A 21,669-nucleotide genomic window follows, 5' to 3' on the forward strand; every position below is an offset into this window, starting at 1 on the left:
TCCAATGTATATCGACGATAATTTGGAAAATCACATAGTCTTACATTCATAAATTGGTTAATCATCAAGCCTGTTTCAACATTGTTCTGATTGAGCGACGTAGACGTTTCTCCCAATTCTGAGCCCTTACCTTTGCAAATTAAACCTAATTACAGTTCCCTTTGAACAATATAATCTGCGAAAAGCGCTAAGTAAGATTTATCACTCGGTAAGAACGAAAGACATTCAATTGCATTCGTATGGTATTTTTCCAGTTGTAGACGGGCACCTTCTAATCCAAGTAAGGATGGATAGGTCGATTTTTCACTATCGGTATCACTGTTCGCTGGCTTGCCTAGTTGTTCGGTCGTTGCGGTTACATCTAGAATATCGTCCTTTATTTGAAAAGCAAGGCCGATGTTACGCGCGTAACTGCGTAATTGAGCGATTTGGTTTTCATTTGCCCCTGCAAGGATTGCACCTGCTTCTATACAAAATGATAATAAGGCACCTGTTTTATGCAAATGCACTTCTTCTAGCTGTTCGAGTGATAGGGATGCTTTTTCCCCTTCCATATCAAGGATTTGACCACCGACCATTCCTTTTGCACCTGAAGCTTCCGCTAACAATCGAACTAATGCAAGCGCTTTTTCTGCTGAGGTATTTTCCAATGATGCCAATGCATTGAATGCAGCCGTTTGAAGTGCATCACCCGCTAATACTGCAGTCGCTTCACCGAAAACTTTGTGATTTGTCAATTGACCTCTTCGATAATCATCGTCATCCATGCAAGGCAAATCATCATGTATGAGTGAGTATGTATGTATCAATTCCACCGCGCTAGCGACTTTCAGTGCATCCGCAGACTGTACACCAAAATCCTCTAATACCGCTAAAACGAGAAGAGGACGAATTCGTTTGCCGCCTGCTTTGACAGAATAGAGCATGGATTCCCTCAAAGAGATTGGTGAATAGCCTCCTGTTAATAACTGCTGTAGTTGCTCATCAATCATAGGTATGTGTTTTGTCATGAACATCTCTAACTGTTTATCCATTTGTGTCCTGTCCTTTCGAAGGGTCAAATGAGCTCGATTGACCATCTTTATCAATTATTGTAATGAGTTGCTTTTCTGCATCTTGCAGTTTCCCATGACAATACGCTGACAATTCCATTCCTTCTTTGTATAAAGTGATCGCATCTTCCAATGGCACATCACCTGATTCCAATTTTTGAACGATGCTTTCCAGCTTACTCATTGCTTCTTCAAAACGAAGCGTCTCCTTGCTCATTTGTCTTCCTCCTTTTCCTTCAACTGTATTGACTGAATTTCAGTTTGTAAAGTTCCATCTTGTAATTGAACGGTTAGTTGATCGCCTACTGTCAATGTATTGACAGATTTTGCGACATTCCCTTCTTTATACACAATCGAAAAGCCTCTGTCCATCACTTCCAATGGATTTAGCGCTTTTAACATCCGAAGAGAAGCAGTGAAATGATCTGTTTTATTGCGAAGTTCGATTTGCATTGCTCTCGTCAATCTTTCTGTCAATAATGTTGTGGAGCGACTTTCTTCTTTAATGCGCACATTGGGTGAATAAAAAGCCAACATCTTAGCTAATCGTGCATGTTCTGCAACTCTTGTAGCAGTCAACTCATGTCGACTACGCACGAGTCGATCGTCTAGAGCGCTCATTTTTTCAATAAATGGTCGATACAATCGTTCTGGGTATTGGAGAGGATACGATTGTTGAACGTTTACCAACCTTTTTCTTTCCGTTTTAATTTGATTGGAAAAAGAGCGATAAATTGACCGCTTCCTTTGCAATATCCTGTCAAACAACTCTTCTTTTGAAGGTACTGCTAATTCTGCTGCTGCTGTTGGAGTAGGTGCACGCATATCCGCTACAAAATCTGCAATTGTCGTGTCCGTTTCATGGCCGACTGCACTAATAATCGGGATTTTACATGAAAAAATGGCCCGTGCAACAGATTCTTCATTAAATGCCCATAAGTCTTCAATTGATCCGCCACCGCGACCAACGATAATGACATCGATCTCACCGTATTGTTCCGCTTGAATGAGCGCTTGGTTAATAGACGGTGCTGCTTGAGGTCCTTGTACAACAGCCGGAAACAACACAATTTCAGTTAACGGGTATCGACGTTGGATTGTCGAACAAATATCTCGAATCGCAGCTCCAGACTGCGCTGTAATGACACCAACCTTTTTAGGTAAAGTAGGGATTTGTTGCTTCCATCGTTGATCGAATAAACCCTCACTCGCTAATTGTCTTTTCAATTGTTCAAATGCCAAGTATAATGCCCCCACACCATCAGGTTGCATGGACTGGACATATAGTTGATATTGTCCACTTGCTTCAAAGACATTTACATCCCCATTGATAAGAACGTTCATCCCTTCTTCGGGTTTGAACTTTAACTGATTGGCTGCACCTTTGAACATCGCTGATTGGATACGACTCTTATCGTCTTTGAGTGTAAAGTAGATATGGCCACTTGGGTGAATTTTCACATTGGATAACTCCCCTTTTACAAAGACGTTTCGTAAGTGGGGATCAGCTTCAAATTTGCGTTTTATGTATTTTGTAAGTGATTGTACAGTCAGATATAGATTTTGACTCATCCTTCATACCCCCAAGTCGCTTACGTATAGAAACGCTGTCTTTCTTTTGAAAAACAGCGCTGTTTTGAAATGCTATTGACATCTGACACAGTTAAGTTAACTGTGTTTGCTTACGCTTGTTGCTTGCATCGGCCTTCTTGCAGTGCCGTTTCAGCACTTAACACTGTATTTTTTAACAGCATTGTAATGGTCATTGGCCCTACACCGCCAGGAACAGGAGTGATTGCGGAAGCCACTTCTTTCACCGTATTAAAATCTACATCTCCACACAATTTGCCGTTTTCATCCCGATTCATACCGACATCGATTACGACGGCACCTTCTTTTACAAAATCCGCAGTCACAAATTTAGCTCTACCAATCGCTACAATTAAAATATCTGCTTGCTTTGTAAAAGATGGAAGATCTTTTGTCCGAGAATGACAATATGTAACAGTAGCATCTTTTTGAAGTAGTAATTGCCCCATCGGCTTGCCAACAATGTTGCTTCGCCCGATAATGACAGCGTGCTTTCCAGCTACTGAAATTCCACTGCGTTCCAACATCTCCATAATGCCATATGGGGTACAAGGTAGAAAGCCCTCTTGGCCAATAATCATTTTTCCGACATTCTGTGGATGGAATCCGTCAACGTCTTTATTCGGGTCAATGGATCGGATGACCAAATCTTCATTAATGTGCTTCGGCAATGGTAATTGAACTAAGATTCCATGGATGCTATCATCACTGTTTAACTCTTCGATATGTCCTAACAGTTCTTGTTCTGAAACTGTGTCGGGAAGTTTTATCAATTGTGATTTCATACCAACTTCAATACTGGATTTCTCTTTGTTTTTCACATAAGTTTGAGAAGCCGGATTTTCACCGACAAGAATGACCGCTAGACCAGGTTGGCAACCCTCTGTTGTCAAATCAAGTACACTCGTCGCAATCTCTTCTCTTATTTCTTTTCCAATCGTCACACCACTAATCAATTTTGCAGTCATCTACTTTCCCTCCACACAACCCGTTTTTTATTTCTCTTCGAATTTAGAGAGGACGCCATTTACGAAGCGGCCTGATTTTTCGTCTCCAAATTGCTTGCAGAGTTCGATCGCTTCGTTCAAAATGACACGATGCGGAACGTCTTCATTATGCAGTAGCTCATAAACAGCTAATCGGAGTACCGTTCTTTCAATTTTAGGTAATCGGTCGAGTGACCAATTTTCTAATTTGTCTTTTAACACAGCGTCAATTTCTTGTCGGTTTTCAATCGTCCCTTTAACGAGCGATTCATAAAATGCGTTGACCGGTGAGTCTGTAATATAAGCAATGGCTTCATCCACAGTCATTTCAGTATTGTCTAATTGAAAAAGGGTTTGTACCGCTTTTTCACGTGCTTCTCTTCGTTTCATTCTTTCGTCTCCTTCATTCCTATATCTCTTGGGCTTTATCATAGCATACTCAGTTGATGAAGATATAGTAGGACAAGTTGAAAAGCACCATCCTATGGACGATGCTTTTCAACTTCATTCTGTGTCAGCCATTGATTCAAATGCGATTCCTGTAATATGAACGTTCACTTCTTTCGTTTGGAGTGAAGTCATATTGTAAACGGTTTGGCGAATTTGCTTTTGGATGTCGGTTGCAACGTTCGGGATCGAATAGCCGTACCGAACGACACAATACACATCGATTACAAGTTTGTCGTCAACCCACTCCGTTTTAACGCCTTTTCCGTGGAATACTTTCCCGAACTTCTCAGCCACTCCTGTTGCAAAGCTACCTTTCGTCGTCGCTACACCCTCGACTTCGTTTGTAGCAATACCGATAATGACTTCGAGCACTTCAGGAGCAAGCTGGACTCGACCTAATATTGCGTCACCTTTTGAACTCATTCCAACGAACGAAGGATTTGTTTTTTCAGCCATTCACTGTTCCTCCCTTACTATCGTGTACGGTCCTATAAAAGCATGCATTACTTCATTACTTGGTATTTCTCCAGGAATTTCGTATCGAAATCACCCGATTTAAATACTTCATGATCCATTAAATTCACATGGAATGGAACGGTCGTATGAACACCTTCAATGATAAATTCTTCCAGTGCTCTTTTCATTCTTGCGACAGCTTCTTCACGTGTATCAGCATGTACAATGAGTTTTGCCACCATAGAATCATAGAATGGCGGAATCGAATAACCTGGATATACTGCAGAATCGACCCTTACGCCGAAGCCGCCTGGTGGCATATACATTTTCACTTCACCAGGAGAAGGCATGAAATTCTTCGATGGATTTTCTGCATTTATGCGACATTCGATTGACACACCCGTAAACGTAATGTCTTCTTGGCGATACTGCAATTTTTCACCCGCAGCAACACGCAATTGTTGTTTAATCAAATCGATGCCAGTAATCATTTCTGTAACCGGATGCTCAACTTGAATCCGTGTGTTCATTTCCATGAAATAGAATTTCTCATTTACATGGTCGAAGATGAACTCAACAGTCCCTGCACCTCGATAATTAACAGCTTGTGCAGCTTTAACAGCCGCTTCACCCATTTGCTCACGCAATGTAGCTGTTAACGCTGGAGATGGTGCTTCTTCAACGAGTTTTTGCATTCGTCTTTGAATGGAACAATCGCGTTCCCCGAGGTGAATTGTGTTTCCATGCTTATCTGCCAACACTTGCACTTCAACATGGCGGAATTCTTCAATGAACTTCTCCAAATAGACGCCAGGGTTACCAAAAGCAGCTGCCGCTTCTTTTTGTGTAATCTTAATCCCTTTGACAAGCTCTTCTTCGTTCATTGCGACACGGATTCCTTTACCGCCTCCACCTGCTGTCGCCTTGATGATGACTGGGAAACCAATTTCTTTTGCAACAGCCAATCCTTCCACTTCATCAGCAACAATACCTTCTGAGCCTGGAACAATCGGGACACCCGCTTGCTTCATCGTTTCTCTTGCAACGTCTTTTGTACCCATTTTTGAAATGGCATCTGCAGTAGGACCGATGAATTCAATATTCACTTCTTCACATAATTCAGCAAAGCTTGCGTTCTCTGCAAGGAAGCCGTAACCCGGATGGATTCCATCACATCCAGTTAACTTTGCAATGCTAATAATGTTTGAGAAGTTCAAATAACTATCTTTTGACAGTTTAGGGCCGATGCAGTAGGCTTCGTCAGCAAGTTCAACGTGAAGGGCTTCACGATCTGCTTCGGAATACACCGCAACCGTTTCAATATCCATTTCTTTGCACGCACGGATAATACGTACCGCAATCTCTCCACGGTTTGCTATTAACACTTTTTTCATCTTTACATTCCTCCTCAGTTTTGTTTGACGAGGAAGAGAGGTTGACCGTATTCAACAAGTTGTCCATCTTCCACGAGAATCTCCACAATTTCACCGGATACTTCTGCTTCGATTTCGTTGAAGAGCTTCATTGCTTCTACGATGCAGACGATTGTATCCGCTTTGACGGAATCTCCTTTTTGGACGTAAGCTGGTGCGTCCGGTGCGGAAGATTTGTAGAACGTTCCTACCATTGGTGAAGGTATTTTGTGCAAAGATGCATCGTCAACAGACTTTTTGCTTTCCGCTGCTGGCGATTCTTCCACTTTTTCAACTTCCTGTTTCGGCTCCTCTTTCTTCACTTCTGCAGCAGCAGGCGCCGCTTGCTGAACCGGTTGCTCACTTTGTGGTTGAGCGACCATTTGATGTGTTGCTCCTTCATTCTTTTTCTCGAGTTTAATTTTTGTACCATCTGATTCAAAAGTGAATTTGTCAATGGATGATTGATCAATTAATTTAATTATTTCGCGAATTTCTTGAATTTTCAACATTAGCGATTCTCCTGACTCATTAATATTTATTGGGTTCAAACCTATTTTAGACGTTTTTCGTACATTTTGAAACAGATATCATGTTTTTTGTTTCAAAAACCTTTCAACCAAAAGAAAAAGACCCTATTCGGGCCTCTAACAAGTTTATTGATTCATAAAATCGACTTGGACAGTTCGTGCATCGTCCCAGCTCGTCATGACATATTGTGTAATTTCAGCAGCCATCTTCGAGGAATGACCACCATCTTCGGAAATGACAGTAATCGTCACTTTACCATTGTCCTTCTTGACGAACGCTTCAGGGTAGCCAAGTGCTCGAATTTGCATCTCCATCATTTCTTCAGCAGATGACGTTTTTGTCAATTCCGCAATTGCGTCATATGCAGCACTTTTTTCTTCTGCTGTCGAGTCCGCTGACGTCATCTTGTCCGTCAACTGACTTTTCAAGTTGCTGCGCTCATTTTGAACGGTCATTCTCATTTCTTCTAACAACATCGAATCCGCATACACGGGCTTTTTAGCACTGTCCGCATCTCCCGGCTTTGATACAGTGACCTTATCAGCATCTCCGAATATTGCCATTGCATCCAAATCCATTGGTGCTTCCTTTTTTAAATAGTAGATTGAGATAACCGCTACGAGACTTAGTAAAGTTAAAAACCACACAGTACGTTTATTCGCTTTCAAGTTGTATCCCCCTTTTTTCATGTTCAACGATGACAATTCGATGTTCTGGCAATTGGAGCACTGCCGATAGAATGCGTGTCAATTCATTTTTCTTCTTACTATTTTCTACACCTTCCGCTACAACTAAAATCCCTTGTAATGAACTAGCTTTTTTCGGAGATGAGCCACTAACCGATAACATATCCGCGAGCGAACTCGACGTGTCGACGTGCTCATAGTGGAAGTAGATAAACACTTCCCCGATTCCTTCCATCTTCATCAGCGCCGTTTCAAGCGCTGCCACTTCCCGGTTCTCTTCCCCCTTCTTTTTCTCCCCTCCAATCGAACCAAAAGTCGTATTGATGAAAATGATGAAGAGCGCGAGCAGTGTACCGATGAAGAGCATATGGATTTTTCGTTTTGGTTTTTGCATTTGATCACCACTTCATCCCTTCGAGCCGGATCTGGTTCGTGTCATCTATGATGCATAATATGCTTGTTCAAAAGAGGGTATGACCAAAAATTCGCGTGATTGAATGAATGATCCAAATTCCTATTGCTATTTTGACAAGTGGAAGGAAATCCGACTCCGATTCCTCTGGTAGCAGCAACAATAGGCTAGTAGACAATAAAATAATGAGCATAAGGCCATTCAAAAACTCAAGCATGCCACCCCTCATTTCACTGCGGTTATTAATTTGATTAGAATGACGGTGAACAATGCTGTATAAATAAATGCGAATGCGACAAGAAATGAAACTGCGCATAAGACAAACAATGTTTTACCGATATCATCTAGTACGCCAGTGATTTCCTCATGTGCGAATGGTTCAATCAGTGCAGCCGTCCATCGGTAAAGAAACCCTGTCAGTAAAGTTTTAAGCGTCGGCAAAAGAGCGACCGTCCAAATCGTAATAATAAGCCACGCCCCAACAAACACGCTAGCACCAGAAGAATATCTTCCGATCGCCCCCATACTATCTGTTAGAAATGATCCAATGAGTGGAACATTTTGACGAACGAGTTCTTTAATCGGTTCACTCGTAACACCCGTGAGTGCCCAAGATAGTGTGCCACCAGCCGTGATGAAAATGGAATAAGCGGCTACAAGTGCTGAAACGACACCTAATAATGTCGTTCGAAGCAAGTCTGACATCTTCGAAAAAGAGACATCAGGGAGAATCCTTGTCAAAATATCCAATAAGATTGCAGCCGCCAACATCGGTATTAATACTTTATCCGCTAGAAGAACAGCGCCATTGGCAAACAGCAGCATGGCAGGTTGGAAGTTCAACATACTAAAAGAGCCACCTGATGCAATGATACTTGCCGTTAACAACGGATAAATTGAAATGAAGATCGTTGCAATCGATTGGGTAATGGTACGAATCATTTGGAGGTGTTCAAAAGCTGGTTGCAATACGATTGTCAATATAATGAAGAACAAAAAGAGCCTCGTCCATCTTTTAAAAGACGGAAAAAGGAAATCGACGATAAGTGCCATGAATGATGTAAGGATTACAATGAGAAAACTGGAGAGTACTGTTCCAACAACAGATTGCAGCATATTGAGCATGAATGTAACATCCAATCATTTAATGATTAATTTGGAGAGCGTGCCGATAAGAGTTGAAAGTTGTGGCAACCACAATGACAGAATAGCAATCTTAATAGCAACTTGCGCAACAGAAGCAATTGATTCGTATCCTGCTTCGGCAATATGTTTGCAAATTAATTCTGCTAAATAATAGAGAACGACACTTCCGATTAATAACTTTGCAAAAGGGGTAGGCAGTGGGTCGAATAATTGCATGAATGTTTTTCCAAACGGAACGATAATTGTCATACTGACATACGCCAGAAAAATGAAAAAGACTGCCGCATAGAGAACAGGTTGTAGGCTTTTCGACGTAAACGACAACATGATCAGTAGTAAATAAACGACAATTAATTGGAACAGTATACTCATTAGAACGCCATGGACAGCCATTGGAAGAATTCAGCGATTTCCGAGAAGAAAATCCGTAGGAAGCGAAGCATTTCTGCAGCGATATAAATGTATGCTACAAAAAAGAGAAAAAAAGAAAATTCCTTCTTGCCGGTCTGCTCAAAAAAGACATGAAGAAAACCAATCACCAAGCCAATGCCTGCAATACGCAATAGATCATTTAATTCCATTCGGGTGCCCCCTTCATGTAACACCTTATGAGGACGGCTGAGGGATTATGAAGATTTGTTCAACCGAAACTTCATACGGATGCAAAAAAAAAACACTCCATTTCTCTTTTGTCGAGAAATGAAGTGCCTGTTAAATACAATGTATTAAGCTCTTGAAACGTATGCGCCTTCTTCAGTATTGATAATGAGTTTGTCTCCGATGTTTACGAAGAATGGTACTTGAACGACTAATCCGGTTTCCATCGTTGCAGGCTTGGAGCCACCACTCGCTGTATCGCCTTTAATGCCTGGTTCAGTCGCTGTTACTTCCAAAGTAACGGTTGAAGGAAGTTCTACGCCGAGAATCTCATCTTTGTAGGAAATGATATGCACTTCCATGTTTTCACGTAAGTAGTTCAATTCTTCCTCAATTTGTGCGGAAGGTAATTCAATTTGTTCGTAGGATTCGTTATCCATAAATACGTGATCGTCAGCGTTTGCATACAAGTATTGCATGCGACGGTTATCGATTTGGGCTTTTTCTACTTTTTCGCCTGCACGGAATGTTTTTTCATTGACGTTACCAGAACGAAGGTTACGTAATTTTGAACGTACAAATGCTGCACCTTTACCTGGTTTCACGTGTTGAAAATCAATTACACGCCAAATGTCTCCGTCAACCTCTATTGTCAAACCTGTTTTAAATTCGTTTACTGAAATCATGCATGTTCCTCCATTATGTCGTTATAGGATTATTAATTCTTTTGGTGAGTGCGTCAAACGGACATTACCTTCTTCGGTAATGATGATGTCATCTTCGATTCGAACGCCACCTACTCCTGGTACATAAATACCTGGTTCTACTGTTACAGCCATATTCGGTACAAGTACTGTCTCTGAACGGAAAGACAAAGCTGGACCTTCATGCACTTCTAACCCAATACCGTGCCCTGTCGAGTGTCCAAAGGCTTCACCGTACCCTTTTGACTTAATATAGTCACGAGCAATTGCATCCGCTTCTATTCCAGTCATACCCGGTTTAATCTCTTCTAAAGCTTTTTGTTGAGCAGCACGGGTAATTTCGTAGATTTCTCTCATTTGCTCCGAAGGCTCACCTACAGCGACTGTTCGTGTAATATCGGAAATGTACCCATTATAAAGAGCTCCGAAATCCAAAGTGACCAATTCGCCTGATTGAATGATTTTAGCAGAAGCTACGCCATGTGGCAATGCGCCTCTTTCTCCTGAAGCAACAATGATATCGAATGAAGATGAAGTCGCTCCCTGCTTCCGCATGAACATTTCTAATTCGTTTGACACTTCAAGCTCAGAAACGCCTGGTTTAATGAATGTGCAAATATGTGCAAATGCGTCATCGGCAATCTTTGCTGCATCTTTTAGAATTTCAATTTCTTCAGCAGATTTGATCATTCTTTGCTTTTCAATGATTCCCGAAACAGGTTTTAATTCGGCTTGCACCTTTTCATTATACAGTTCGTACATGCCGAATGTCACATCGTCTTTTTCAAAACCGAGCGTTTGAATATTCATTTCTTGCACTTGCGCAGCAACTTCTTCAATGATCGTCCGTTCGTGCTTAACGATTCGGAAACCTTTCACTTGTTCAGCTGCTTGTTCAGTGTACCTGAAATCCGTAATGAAAACTGCATCATTCGCGGAAATAACTGCAACACCTGAACTACCTGTGAAACCAGTGATGTAGCGACGATTATACGAATTGGTTACGAGAATTGCATCTAAGGCATTTTCTTTAAGTGCTTCACGTAATGTTACAAGATTCATAGCTCTACCCCTTTTCTGCGGAGAAGGAAAGCTTGAACTGCTAATTCATACCCATGTGCCCCAAAACCGGCAAGCTGCCCAATGCAGACGGGTGCAATGACTGAATGTTGTCTGAAAGACTCCCGACTATGTATATTGGAAATGTGGATTTCAATGACAGGTACATTTACCGATGACACAGCATCCCGCAAAGCGATACTCGTATGTGTATACGCTCCCGGATTGAAAACGATACCATCGTACCCATCGTCTTCGGCTTCATGTATTTTGTCAATGAGAGCTCCTTCATGATTCGATTGATAAAAGGAAATGTCCACAAAGTGTTCAGAAGCAACTTTTCTCAGATCGTTTTCAATATCTTCCAAAGTTTCCGCTCCATAGATGCCAGGTTCCCTTTTGCCTAATCGATTTAAATTCGGTCCATTCAGAACGAGCAGTTTCACAGCTACATCATTCCCCTCACCTTTTTCTTTCCCATTTTATCACACTGTCCAATAGTCGCAACCTATTTTATCGTGCTTAGCGGAAAGATTTCTTCATATACACAGCGGTTCCAGTTACAAACCTGCTTACAATTGCAAGAATTGAAAAGAATGGGATGGAAAGTGTTTTGAACCCTTCTGTTACGGAAGTAGGTGCATGGATGAGCCACTCAATCGTCACAGCAGCAATCGCACTGATACACAAAGCTGTTACAGACGGTGGAATGCGGGATGTCCGTACAGCTACTTGATAAAATATACCGAAAATGATGAACAGGACAATAAAGAGAACACTCCATTTCCACCATTCATGCGTAGAGCCAAAGAGTAACCATTTCTTCGCCCATCCAATCGGCGACCATTTAATAAAATTAAAATAATGCAACATCTTAAGTGATGCAGTCGTGAACAATGCTGCTACAACAGTTGTCCATATCATTGTTTTTGTCATTGTGCAATTCCCTCCTCACTCGAAGTGTAGGAATGCGACGCAATTTTTAAACCTTTATGGTGGAGTAGCTCTTCGATTTTTTGTACAATAGAAAGATATAAGATTTGCTATATGAATGGTATACAACGAACTACAGGCAATTACAGTAGCGTGGCATACCAATAAATAGATGAAGGTCAATTGAAAAGAGAAGGTGTTGGAAAATCCATGAGTAAAAAACAACAAGCCCCCACATACGGTGGTCAAGCTTTAATTGAAGGCGTCATGTTCGGAAGTAGGAATCATACAGTTACAGCGATTCGGAGAAAAGACGATTCCCTTGACTACTATTACGTGCCCAAAGAGCAAAAACCACTTGCTGCGAAGCTGAAAAAGATTCCTTTCGTGCGTGGTATTGTTGCACTAATTGAATCTGCTGGCATCGGTTCCAAGCATCTTACTTTTGCAAACGAACGTTATGATGTTATGCCTGGAGAAGAAGTCGACCACACAGAAGAAGAATCATCAAAACTCGCAATGGTACTTGGTGTAGCAGCTGTTGGTGTTTTATCATTCATTTTTGGTAAGTTCGTATTTACGTTAGTGCCTGTTTTCCTTGCGCAAATGCTTGAATTCATCGCGCCTGGTAAAACAGCTCAAATCCTACTCGAAAGCTTCTTTAAACTCGCGCTTTTATTGACGTATATTTCGTTGATCTCGATGACACCTCTTATTAAACGTGTGTTTAAGTATCACGGTGCAGAGCACAAAGTAATCAATGCTTACGAGAGTGGCCTTCCTCTCACCGTAGAAAACGTCCAAGCGTCTTCTCGCTTGCACTATCGTTGCGGCAGTAGTTTTCTATTGTTTACGGTCATCGTAGGGATGTTCATTTATTTCCTCGTACCGACCGATCCTTTTTGGCTTCGTATTGTGAACCGCATTCTGTTAATACCTGTTGTCATCGGTGTTTCTTTTGAGGTGTTGCAATTTACAAATAGCCTTCGGAATATCCCAGTCTTGAAGTTTCTAGGGTATCCTGGACTCTGGTTGCAATTGTTGACAACAAAAGAGCCTGACGACAAACAAGTGGAAGTCGCAATTGCTTCGTTCAACAAGTTATTGGAGATTGAGGAAAAAGGTATTGAAAACATCGACATCTTAAAGTCCACAACTGAAAAAACAGTGAATACAACTGTTGCTGCGAACTAAAAAGGAAGTGCCGCTAATGGGAGGCCACTGAAAAAGTCCGCTAAGAGGTTTTTTGCTGGAACTGTTGATTTGCGTTCCGAGCGGACGCTTTCCGTGGGGCGGGCGGTGAGCCAATCGAACAACGAAGAGTTCGATTTGCCGTATTTCTGCGTACTTCGCGGAAATTAAGGCATCCTTGCTCCCAACGCTGCGCTTTTGCTCGCAAAAGCCGTTCTACGTGACGGCTTTTCCTGCGGGGTCTCACCTGTCCCGCTAATCCCACAGGAGTCGCCGCTCTCCACTCCAATCAACGGAACTCACCTGTATTTAAAGTGATAATTAAACAGTGACCTATTTCCATTTTCACAGGAAAGGGTCACTGTTTTTATTGTATATGCAGAAATCCTAAAATGTGCGAAAAGCAGTCTATCAAATCGATAAGTCTTATGAAAGAAAAGTTTCCACCTAGAACCACTTCTGACGAAGGGAAAGACGAAATTGAGTATTACCAAAAGGATATCTCCACTGTTGAAAGTAAAGCTCACATTATGTGAATACCAGCTTTACAGGAATAATTGAATGTATTAAAAGAAGTAGTCGAAGATTACACGGATCTGCTTAATTATTCAACGGATCTAGATGCGCGTGTTGGTCATTAAACGGCCTATTCTTCATTCTTTGGCTATAAAACTTCTATCGCAATATGGTATGAAGATTGATACAGTAATCGGAGACACAGCTTATTCGGAAAAAGATAATATCCTCTACGCAAATGAAAATGAGCTCCAGTTGGTGTCGAAATTACATCTGCAAATTACACAAGGCACCCGTGCGCGAAAAAAGATGAATTTGAATTCAATAAAGATGCAGGCATGTATGTATGTATGTATGTATGTATGTATGTATGTATGTAAGGCTGGGCATATGGCCATTCGCAAAGCGCGTACAGGAAAGAAAAACCAGGGAAGCTACCAATCGCGCACTTACTATTTTGACGTTGAGAAATGTTTGCCTACTCCGCGAGGGTTATTACAAGGAAGGGGGCAAAAGTAAAACATATTCAGTCACCATTAAATCGAAAGAACATGAGGAACAGGAAGCGTTTCAAAATAGCAATGAAGTTAAGGTAAAATCCAAATCTCGCTATAAGATTGAAGCGAAGAATAGTGAATTAAAACAAAGACACGGGTATGATGTAGCCACATTCACGGGTCTATTTGGCATCCAGATGCAAGGAGCGATGACGATATTTGCAGTCAATCTGAAGCGAATACTTACCTTAATGAGGGAAACAGAGTAAGAAATATCAAAGTAAAAAAGGCACCCTTTCGTTCAAAGAAAGAACGAAAGGGTGCCTTTTTATTACAGAGCGCCTTGAAATATAAAAAACGGAGGTTTTTAAGTAGCCTAGCTAATGGCACTTCCTTTTTTGCGTGTTCTATAAATTACAAACCACATTTCAACTGTGCGTTACAGTTTGTGCACGTGTTACAGCCACCCATTTCTTCTACTGTCCCTTTTCTACATACCGGACATGTGTTACCGACTTCCGAGCCAATTGTCACATTTGTAGAACGTAAATCGTGAACAGTATTCACAAGAACGACTTTGCGTTGTTCAATGACTTCTTCCGTCATTTCATTGTTGTCCATGACATTCTCTTCAGCTTTTAGCGTCAACACTTGTGAATCACGGCTTCCGTCCACATAAACAGTACCGCCCTTTGCTCCACCTTTGTAAAGACGCTCGTACACACTTTCCACTTGTTCGACTGTATAGCCGCGTGGTGCATTGACTGTTTTAGAAATCGAGCTGTCAATCCAACGTTGGATGATGCATTGGACGTCAGCGTGCGCTTCAGGAGATAAGCTCATTGACGAAACAAACCAGTTTGGCAACTCATTTGGATCCGCTTCAGGATGGCGTGTTAAATATTCTTCAACAATTCCCGCTTTCACTTCAATGAACTTCCCTAATCGACCACTACGGTAATACGTGAATGAGAAATACGGTTCCAATCCCGTACTGACACCTACCATTGTGCCAGTCGATCCTGTTGGCGCGACCGTTAATAAGTGCGAATTTCGAATGCCGTGTTCCAAAACGCCATTTCGGATATCTTCCGGCATTTTCTTCATGAACCCTGTTTGGATGAATGCATGACGCAATGCAGCCGTTTCCTCATCATTTTTACCGATTAAGAATGGGAAGCTCCCTTTCTCTTTAGCGAGTTCAATAGACGTCCGATAAGCGGTCGTAGCGATCGTTTCAAACACTTGTTCAACGAGTTCGTTCCCTTCCGGTGAACCGTACTCTTTTTCACAATAAATCAGCAGGTCGGCTAAGCCCATTACACCTAGTCCTACACGTCGTTCACCAAGTGCTTGCTTTTTATTCTCTTCAAGGAAATAAGGGGTTGCATCAATTACGTTATCTTGCATACGTACACCGACGCTTACTGTTTCTTTCAATTTCTCGAAGTTTACAGTCTTCGCTTCTTTATCCGCAAACTCTGCTAGATTCACTGCTGCAAGGTTACAAACGGAATAGGGTGCTAACGGCTGCTCGCCGCATGGATTCGTTGCAACAACTTGCTGCCCGTATGCTTTTGCATTCGTTTCGTTGTTCGCATTATCAATAAAGAAGATACCTGGTTCCGCTGAATACGTAGCACAGATATTGATGAGATCCCATAATGCTCTTGCTTTAATTGTACGGTAGACACGCACTTCATGTCCTAAACGCTCCCATTCACGGACGTCACCAACTTTGTGCCATTGTTCGTTATAGACATTCATTTGTTCTGCTGTATACTTTTCAACCGCCGGAAAACGAAGCTCATACGCCTCGTCATTTTCTACAGCTTTCATGAAATCGTCTGTTAACGTTACGGAAATGTTGGCACCTGTCAAGAATTCAGGGTTGTGGACAGAATACGTACCCCCATCTTTTAACTTCATTTCTGCATCACGGATGATTGCTTCATTGAAACCACCCATGCCAGGAATCGTTCGGTAGTTCAGAATCCCTTGATACATCGCTTCCTCTTGTGGAGTTAGAGGTGTGAATTTCAATTTTTCATTCGCCAGCTTTTTAATCAATTCCTCTTCTGTGTTTTCCAATAGAAAACGGAGAATTCTCGGGTTCTGCATTTTCGAAATGATAAATTCACAAATATCCGGATGCCAGTTCGACAGCATGATCATCTGTGCACCGCGGCGGCTTCCGCCTTGTTCCACTAGATGCGTCAATTTTGCAATGTCATCTAGCCAAGAAACAGATCCAGAAGACTTCCCGTTCACACCTCTCGCAAGGGTGTTGCGGGGACGTAGTGTTGAGCCGTTTGTACCGACTCCACCGCCACGACTCATAATTTCCATCACTTGTTTACGATGATCTGAAATACCTTCACGCGAATCCGCTACGAACGGCATCACGTAACAGTTAAAGAATGTCACTTCCGTTTCAGAACCAGCCCCATATAGAACACGACCTGCCGGGATGAAGTTCAAGCGTGCCAGTTGATCGTAGAACAGTTCAAAGGATTGTTGACGCTTGTCCTCCGTCGATTCAACGGAAGCTAGACCTGTTGCATTTCTTTTAGCGATTTGCTCGTAAAACACTTCCAACGGTTTCTCAATGACATCTAGCGGTCGAGTGATAACTCCGTTTTCTTGCTCATCCACATTGTCGATAGACGTTCGGTATTCAGGTTCAATCCAGATAGAAGCAGTGCCTTTTTCCATGTCAATGGATTTGATAAAACCTAGTCCTCGTGCAGGAAATTTCGGATCTTCTTTCACTGTCAGAACGACAAAGTCACCTGCTTTTAAAGTCTTTTTCTCTGTGTCCTTGAAAGAGTAGCGATCAATCATGACGAGACGAGATACACCACTATGTACAATCTTCATGTCATCCGTGATTGGATGTACCTGTGGAAACACCGCAATATCCTCATTTAATTGCGCAATGTCCAACACAGGATTTTGTCCACTTGAAACTACAACCATCTTACATTCTCCTTCACGGAATATATTACACACCACATCTAGTGTGTTAACTAGTAAATAATCTACTACATATTGACACACGCTTCAACTTGTAGTATTTTACACATTTTAACAAATCGCATACCTACTCAATTTCATTCATGAAAAATAGAACAAAAGATATAGGGTTCACTTACGGTATGTCCATTCATCGTTTGCGTACTTCTTTTTCTCTATTTCATACACAAACTGCTTTTGTTCAATCGACAGCTCCAATGGTTGTAATTGTATAGATAGCGCTTTTTCAAATCCTTTCGAAAACGCATCAATACAAGCATCAATAGAGATTTCTTTATCTGTCAATCGATCGATGGCAACCGCTTTGTTCGGAAGGCTTTCAAGCATACGTTTACGCGATTCCTCGCTATCGAATTTAAACAATGACACTAACTTTTCCTCGTCTAAACTAAGTAAAATAGCGCCATGTTGCAAAATCACACCTTTTTGACGTGTTTGAGCACTTCCAGCCACCTTTTTTCCTTCGACGACTAATTCATACCAGCTCGGTGCATCAAAACAAACTGCACTTTTCGGACGCTTTAAATCATCACTTTGTTTCTTTGTTTCAGGAACGGAAAATTCAGCGTTCAAGCCTAAGTTCCGGAATCCTTCCAGTAAACCTCCTGAGATCACTCGATAGGCTTCAGTTACAGTCTCAGGCATGTTAGGATATTCTTCCGTCACAATGACACTATAAGTAAGTTCATGTTCATGCAATACACCCCGTCCACCTGTCGGCCGACGTACAAACCCTAATTGATGTGCCTCTACGGCTGCCATATCAATTTCCTTTTCAACACGTTGAAAATAACCGATCGATAATGTTGCAGGCTCCCACTCATAAAACCGCAGAACCGGTCCGATTTCGCCTTGGCTATGCCACTCCATTAACGCTTCATCAAGCGCCATATTGTAAGACGGTGAACACTTTCCTGAATTGATGAAATGCCATACTGTTTTTGACATAACGTTTCCCCCTATTAACTGCAATGCATTTCATTTTATCATTCTCATTGAACATGTGCTACTCATTCTTTATAATGAATGTATAGATAGAAAGGGGAAAATTGATTGTGAGCAGCTTATATATTCTTATTGCACTTCTCGTTGCCATCGTAGTGTATTTCGTTATTACGATGTTGCGTGTGCGTAAATCAGTTACAAATTTAACACAAGAACAATTCATTGAAGGGTATCGCAAAGCACAACTAATCGATGTACGCGAACCAAAAGAATTCGAATCGGGGCATATTTTAGGAGCACGCAATATTCCGTATTCACAATTCAGACAACGTTTTAAAGAGATTCGTCCAGACAAACCTGTCTATCTATACGATCAAAACGGCGGTAAAAGTTCTCGTGCTGCAATGTTTTTAAAGAAAAAAGATTATGCACACTTGTACCAATTGCAAGGTGGATTCCGTACGTGGACCGGTAAAGTAAAAAGCAAGTAATCATCTCTAATCACGAAGTAAAAAAAAGTTCTTCCAATTAGGAGGAACTTTTTTACTATTTTATGCTTAGAAACAAAATCGGAATGAACAGCTAAAAGGAGATCCGAGAAGAGGGATCTCCTTTTGCAATTCATTTATTAAACATTCACAAGCTCTTGTTCTTTCGTATATCGTAATACTGGTTGACGCGCCGCCTTTGTTTCGTCAAGACGGCTAATGACCGTCGTATGAGGTGCTTCTTGAACGATTTCAGGGTTCTCTTCAACTTCTTTAGCAATTTGAATCATTGCATCGATGAAAGAATCCAACGTCTCTTTTGACTCTGTTTCTGTTGGTTCAATCATCATTCCCTCTTCAACATTTAGCGGGAAGTAAATTGTTGGTGGATGGAATCCGAAATCGAGCAAGCGTTTTGCCATATCCAATGTACGTACACCCAATTTCTTTTGGCGACGTCCGGATAATACAAATTCATGTTTACAATGTTGTGTATATGGAAGATCGAAATAAGGCTCCAGTCTTCGCATCATATAGTTCGCGTTTAACACAGCATATTCGGTAACGGCTTTCAAACCATCTGGACCCATTGAACGGATATACGTATACGCACGTAAATAAATACCGAAGTTTCCGTAGAACGGCTTCACTCGACCGATAGATTGAGGACGATCATATTCAAACGTATAACGATCTTCTTTTTTCACTAAAACCGGTTTTGGCAAGAACGCCGCTAAGTCTTTCTTGACACCAACTGGACCTGATCCTGGTCCACCACCGCCATGCGGTCCTGTGAACGTCTTATGCAAGTTCAAATGCACCGCATCGAAGCCCATGTCTCCTGGACGTGCTTTCGACATAACAGCATTTAAGTTCGCGCCGTCATAATACAACTTGCCGCCAACCCCATGTACAATCTCAGCCATTGTAAGAATTTCCTCTTCAAACAAGCCTAGTGTATTCGGGTTTGTAAGCATTAATGCTGCAGTATCTGGTCCTACTTTAGATTTCAAATCTTCAATGTCGACGAGTCCTAGCTCGTTAGACTTCACCGTAACAGTATCAAAACCTGCAACTGTTGCAGAAGCAGGATTTGTTCCGTGCGCAGAATCCGGAACAAGTACTTTCGTACGGTTGAATTCACCATTTGCTTCATGGAATGCACGGATCATCATGAGTGCTGTCCATTCTCCATGAGCACCTGCAGCTGGTTGAAGCGTCACTTCATCCATTCCTGTAATTTCTGATAAATGCTCCTGAAGGTCATACATGATTTCCATCGCGCCTTGAACCGTAGATTCATCTTGCAATGGATGGATATGCGCAAAGCCTGCATAACGAGCTACCGCTTCGTTAATTTTCGGGTTGTATTTCATCGTACAAGATCCTAATGGATAAAAACCAGTATCTACACCATGGTTACGGTTTGACAATGCAGTATAGTGACGCATAATATCAAGCTCTGAAACTTCTGGTAGTTCAGCACTTTCTTCACGTAAAAATCCACTAGGCAAGTGACTGGAAAGATCGATTTCCGGCACATCAAGTGCAGGTAAACTGTAGCCTACACGACCTTCTTTTGTCATTTCAAAAATAAGCGGTTGGTTTTCCTTATGCATGAAGAGCCTCCAATTCCTGCACGAGTGCATCGATTTCTTCTTTCGTACGTTGCTCAGTTACTGCAATGAGTGCATGATTTGCAAGTTGTGGATAAGTTAACGCGAGATCGTATCCGCCAATGAATCCTTTGGCAAGCAATTTTTCATTCACTTCTTTGACGGGTTGTTGTAAATCTACAACAATCTCATTAAAGTGCGCACCCTTGAATGTCACAGTGAAGCCCGCTTGTTCAAATGCTTGTTTTGCATAAGCGGTTTTTGCGATGTTTTGATAAGCCATTTCCTTGACGCCGACTTTTCCAAGAGCTGTCATCGCTACGGACGCAGCGAGTGCATTCAATGCTTGGTTGGAACAAATATTAGACGTTGCTTTATCACGACGAATATGTTGTTCGCGCGCTTGAAGCGTCAATACATACCCTCTTCTACCTTGGTCATCAGTTGTTTCCCCTACTAATCTACCAGGTACTTTACGCATTAATTTTTTCGTTGTTGCAAAGAATCCACAATGTGGACCGCCAAATTGCTCTGAAATACCAAATGGTTGCGCATCCCCAACCGTAATATCTGCCCCCAGTTTACCTGGTGGTGTAAGGACTCCTAATGCTAATGGGTTGGATGAAACGACGACCAATGCGCCTTTTTCATGTGTTAGCGCACTAACAGTTTGAAGATCCTCGATTTGACCGAAGAAGTTCGGGTATTGAACAAGAACTGCAGCTGTCTCCTCATCGACTAATTCCGCAAGTTTTTCCATGTCTGTCACACCATTCTTTTGAGGAACCGTCACGACATCAATGAATTGACCTGAAGCATAAGCTGTCACGACATCTCTTGACTCAGGATGAACAGTTTCAGAAACGAGAATCTTCTTTCGCTTTGTATGACCTGCTGCCAAATTTCCAGCTTCCGCTAATGCTGTTCCTCCGTCATACATGGATGAGTTCGCTAAATCCATTCCTGTCAATTCACAAATCATCGTTTGGAATTCAAAAATGGCTTGCAACTCACCTTGTGAAATTTCGGGTTGATAAGGTGTATACGCTGTGTAAAACTCTGAACGCGAAATGACATGATCGACAATGATTGGCTTGTAATGATCATATACACCAGCCCCTAGAAAAGATGCATATGTACGTGCATCTGCGTTTTTAGCAGCAATCTGTGCTAACTCTTTCGTTAACGCTGATTCGGATTTTGCAGGTTTAATGTTTAGTTCACCTTTAAATCGAACTTTTTCAGGAATATCTTCGAAAAGTTCATCAATTGTTGCAATACCAATTGCAGCTAACATTTCATCCCGATCTGTTTCGGTCATAGGAAGATAACGATGCTTCATATCAACACTTCTCCTCTACTATCA

Annotated in this window: 23 protein-coding genes and 1 pseudogene; 3 read left to right on the forward strand and 21 right to left on the reverse strand. The window is 41.7% G+C overall.

The genetic code is table 11. From position 1 onward, the window contains the following. Window positions 1-149 precede the first annotated feature (149 nt). From QT711_RS02910 to QT711_RS02990, 17 genes are all read right to left on the reverse strand, one after another. Complete coding sequence (locus QT711_RS02910; RefSeq protein WP_317942014.1) at window positions 150-1,034, reverse strand: polyprenyl synthetase family protein; 885 nt, start codon at window positions 1,032-1,034, stop codon at window positions 150-152. After that, complete coding sequence (locus QT711_RS02915) at window positions 1,027-1,269, reverse strand: exodeoxyribonuclease VII small subunit (RefSeq protein ID WP_317942015.1); 243 nt, start codon at window positions 1,267-1,269, stop codon at window positions 1,027-1,029. The genes QT711_RS02910 and QT711_RS02915 overlap by 8 nt, the downstream gene beginning before the upstream one ends. Beyond that, complete coding sequence (xseA, locus tag QT711_RS02920; protein ID WP_317942016.1) at window positions 1,266-2,624, reverse strand: exodeoxyribonuclease VII large subunit; 1,359 nt, start codon at window positions 2,622-2,624, stop codon at window positions 1,266-1,268. Before xseA ends, QT711_RS02915 begins: the two co-directional genes overlap by 4 nt. A 110-nt stretch (window positions 2,625-2,734) precedes the next feature. After that, window positions 2,735-3,610 (reverse strand): bifunctional methylenetetrahydrofolate dehydrogenase/methenyltetrahydrofolate cyclohydrolase FolD, encoded by an 876-nt coding sequence (gene folD, locus QT711_RS02925; protein ID WP_317942017.1) that lies wholly within the window; start codon window positions 3,608-3,610, stop codon window positions 2,735-2,737. Between the two features lie 27 nt (window positions 3,611-3,637). After that, entirely contained in the window at window positions 3,638-4,018 is a 381-nt protein-coding gene (gene nusB, locus QT711_RS02930; RefSeq protein WP_317942018.1) for a transcription antitermination factor NusB, read from the reverse strand. Between the two features lie 114 nt (window positions 4,019-4,132). Beyond that, the gene (locus QT711_RS02935) at window positions 4,133-4,534 is read right to left on the reverse strand and encodes an Asp23/Gls24 family envelope stress response protein (protein WP_317942019.1); all 402 of its coding nucleotides are present in this window, start codon (window positions 4,532-4,534) and stop codon (window positions 4,133-4,135) included. Window positions 4,535-4,581: 47 nt separating this feature from the next. Then, window positions 4,582-5,928 (reverse strand): acetyl-CoA carboxylase biotin carboxylase subunit, encoded by a 1,347-nt coding sequence (gene accC / locus QT711_RS02940; protein ID WP_317942020.1) that lies wholly within the window; start codon window positions 5,926-5,928, stop codon window positions 4,582-4,584. A gap of 14 nt (window positions 5,929-5,942) precedes the next feature. Beyond that, entirely contained in the window at window positions 5,943-6,458 is a 516-nt protein-coding gene (gene accB / locus QT711_RS02945) for an acetyl-CoA carboxylase biotin carboxyl carrier protein (RefSeq protein WP_317942021.1), read from the reverse strand. 144 nt (window positions 6,459-6,602) lie between these two features. Then, on the reverse strand, window positions 6,603-7,145 hold the full coding sequence (locus QT711_RS02950) for a SpoIIIAH-like family protein (protein ID WP_317942022.1): 543 nt from the start codon (window positions 7,143-7,145) through the stop codon (window positions 6,603-6,605). After that, complete coding sequence (locus QT711_RS02955; RefSeq protein WP_317942023.1) at window positions 7,132-7,557, reverse strand: hypothetical protein; 426 nt, start codon at window positions 7,555-7,557, stop codon at window positions 7,132-7,134. The genes QT711_RS02950 and QT711_RS02955 overlap by 14 nt, the downstream gene beginning before the upstream one ends. Before the next feature lie 243 nt (window positions 7,558-7,800). Then, on the reverse strand, window positions 7,801-8,700 hold the full coding sequence (locus QT711_RS02960) for a stage III sporulation protein AE (protein ID WP_317942024.1): 900 nt from the start codon (window positions 8,698-8,700) through the stop codon (window positions 7,801-7,803). 15 nt (window positions 8,701-8,715) lie between these two features. Beyond that, window positions 8,716-9,114, reverse strand: coding sequence for a SpoIIIAC/SpoIIIAD family protein (locus QT711_RS02965; RefSeq protein ID WP_317942025.1), 399 nt, complete (start codon window positions 9,112-9,114; stop codon window positions 8,716-8,718). Further along, window positions 9,093-9,302: a SpoIIIAC/SpoIIIAD family protein gene (locus QT711_RS02970; protein WP_317942026.1), complete on the reverse strand. Its 210-nt coding sequence runs from the start codon at window positions 9,300-9,302 to the stop codon at window positions 9,093-9,095. The genes QT711_RS02965 and QT711_RS02970 overlap by 22 nt, the downstream gene beginning before the upstream one ends. A gap of 144 nt (window positions 9,303-9,446) precedes the next feature. Further along, window positions 9,447-10,004 (reverse strand): elongation factor P, encoded by a 558-nt coding sequence (gene efp / locus QT711_RS02975; RefSeq protein WP_317942027.1) that lies wholly within the window; start codon window positions 10,002-10,004, stop codon window positions 9,447-9,449. 21 nt (window positions 10,005-10,025) lie between these two features. Further along, complete coding sequence (locus tag QT711_RS02980) at window positions 10,026-11,084, reverse strand: M24 family metallopeptidase (RefSeq protein ID WP_317942028.1); 1,059 nt, start codon at window positions 11,082-11,084, stop codon at window positions 10,026-10,028. After that, the gene (gene aroQ, locus QT711_RS02985; protein ID WP_317942029.1) at window positions 11,081-11,527 is read right to left on the reverse strand and encodes a type II 3-dehydroquinate dehydratase; all 447 of its coding nucleotides are present in this window, start codon (window positions 11,525-11,527) and stop codon (window positions 11,081-11,083) included. Before aroQ ends, QT711_RS02980 begins: the two co-directional genes overlap by 4 nt. A 76-nt stretch (window positions 11,528-11,603) precedes the next feature. Next, entirely contained in the window at window positions 11,604-12,017 is a 414-nt protein-coding gene (locus QT711_RS02990) for a hypothetical protein (protein WP_317942030.1), read from the reverse strand. A gap of 207 nt (window positions 12,018-12,224) precedes the next feature. Here QT711_RS02990 and QT711_RS02995 point away from each other — a divergent pair, with 207 nt between their 5' ends. Next, window positions 12,225-13,208, forward strand: a complete 984-nt coding sequence (locus QT711_RS02995; RefSeq protein ID WP_317942031.1) for a DUF1385 domain-containing protein — start codon at window positions 12,225-12,227, stop codon at window positions 13,206-13,208. Between the two features lie 391 nt (window positions 13,209-13,599). After that, window positions 13,600-14,487: pseudogene (locus QT711_RS03000) on the forward strand (transposase); the annotation flags it as partial. 145 nt (window positions 14,488-14,632) lie between these two features. Here the strand turns inward: QT711_RS03000 and QT711_RS03005 are convergent. Further along, window positions 14,633-17,197 (reverse strand): vitamin B12-dependent ribonucleotide reductase, encoded by a 2,565-nt coding sequence (locus tag QT711_RS03005; protein WP_317942032.1) that lies wholly within the window; start codon window positions 17,195-17,197, stop codon window positions 14,633-14,635. 168 nt (window positions 17,198-17,365) lie between these two features. Further along, window positions 17,366-18,202 (reverse strand): lipoate--protein ligase family protein, encoded by an 837-nt coding sequence (locus tag QT711_RS03010; RefSeq protein ID WP_317942033.1) that lies wholly within the window; start codon window positions 18,200-18,202, stop codon window positions 17,366-17,368. Between the two features lie 107 nt (window positions 18,203-18,309). Here QT711_RS03010 and QT711_RS03015 point away from each other — a divergent pair, with 107 nt between their 5' ends. Then, a complete protein-coding gene (locus QT711_RS03015) occupies window positions 18,310-18,690 on the forward strand; it encodes a rhodanese-like domain-containing protein (RefSeq protein WP_317942034.1) in 381 nt (126 codons plus the stop codon). 137 nt (window positions 18,691-18,827) lie between these two features. Here QT711_RS03015 and gcvPB read toward each other — a convergent pair whose 3' ends face one another. After that, window positions 18,828-20,306, reverse strand: a complete 1,479-nt coding sequence (gene gcvPB / locus QT711_RS03020; protein WP_317942035.1) for an aminomethyl-transferring glycine dehydrogenase subunit GcvPB — start codon at window positions 20,304-20,306, stop codon at window positions 18,828-18,830. Beyond that, window positions 20,299-21,645 carry an aminomethyl-transferring glycine dehydrogenase subunit GcvPA gene (gene gcvPA, locus QT711_RS03025; protein WP_317942036.1) on the reverse strand — a complete coding sequence of 449 codons (1,347 nt, stop codon included), beginning with the start codon at window positions 21,643-21,645 and terminating at the stop codon, window positions 20,299-20,301. The genes gcvPB and gcvPA overlap by 8 nt, the downstream gene beginning before the upstream one ends. Window positions 21,646-21,669 lie beyond the last annotated feature (24 nt).

This window comes from Sporosarcina saromensis (genome assembly GCF_033253735.1).
In the GTDB taxonomy this organism is placed as follows: Bacteria; Bacillota; Bacilli; order Bacillales_A; family Planococcaceae; genus Sporosarcina; species Sporosarcina saromensis.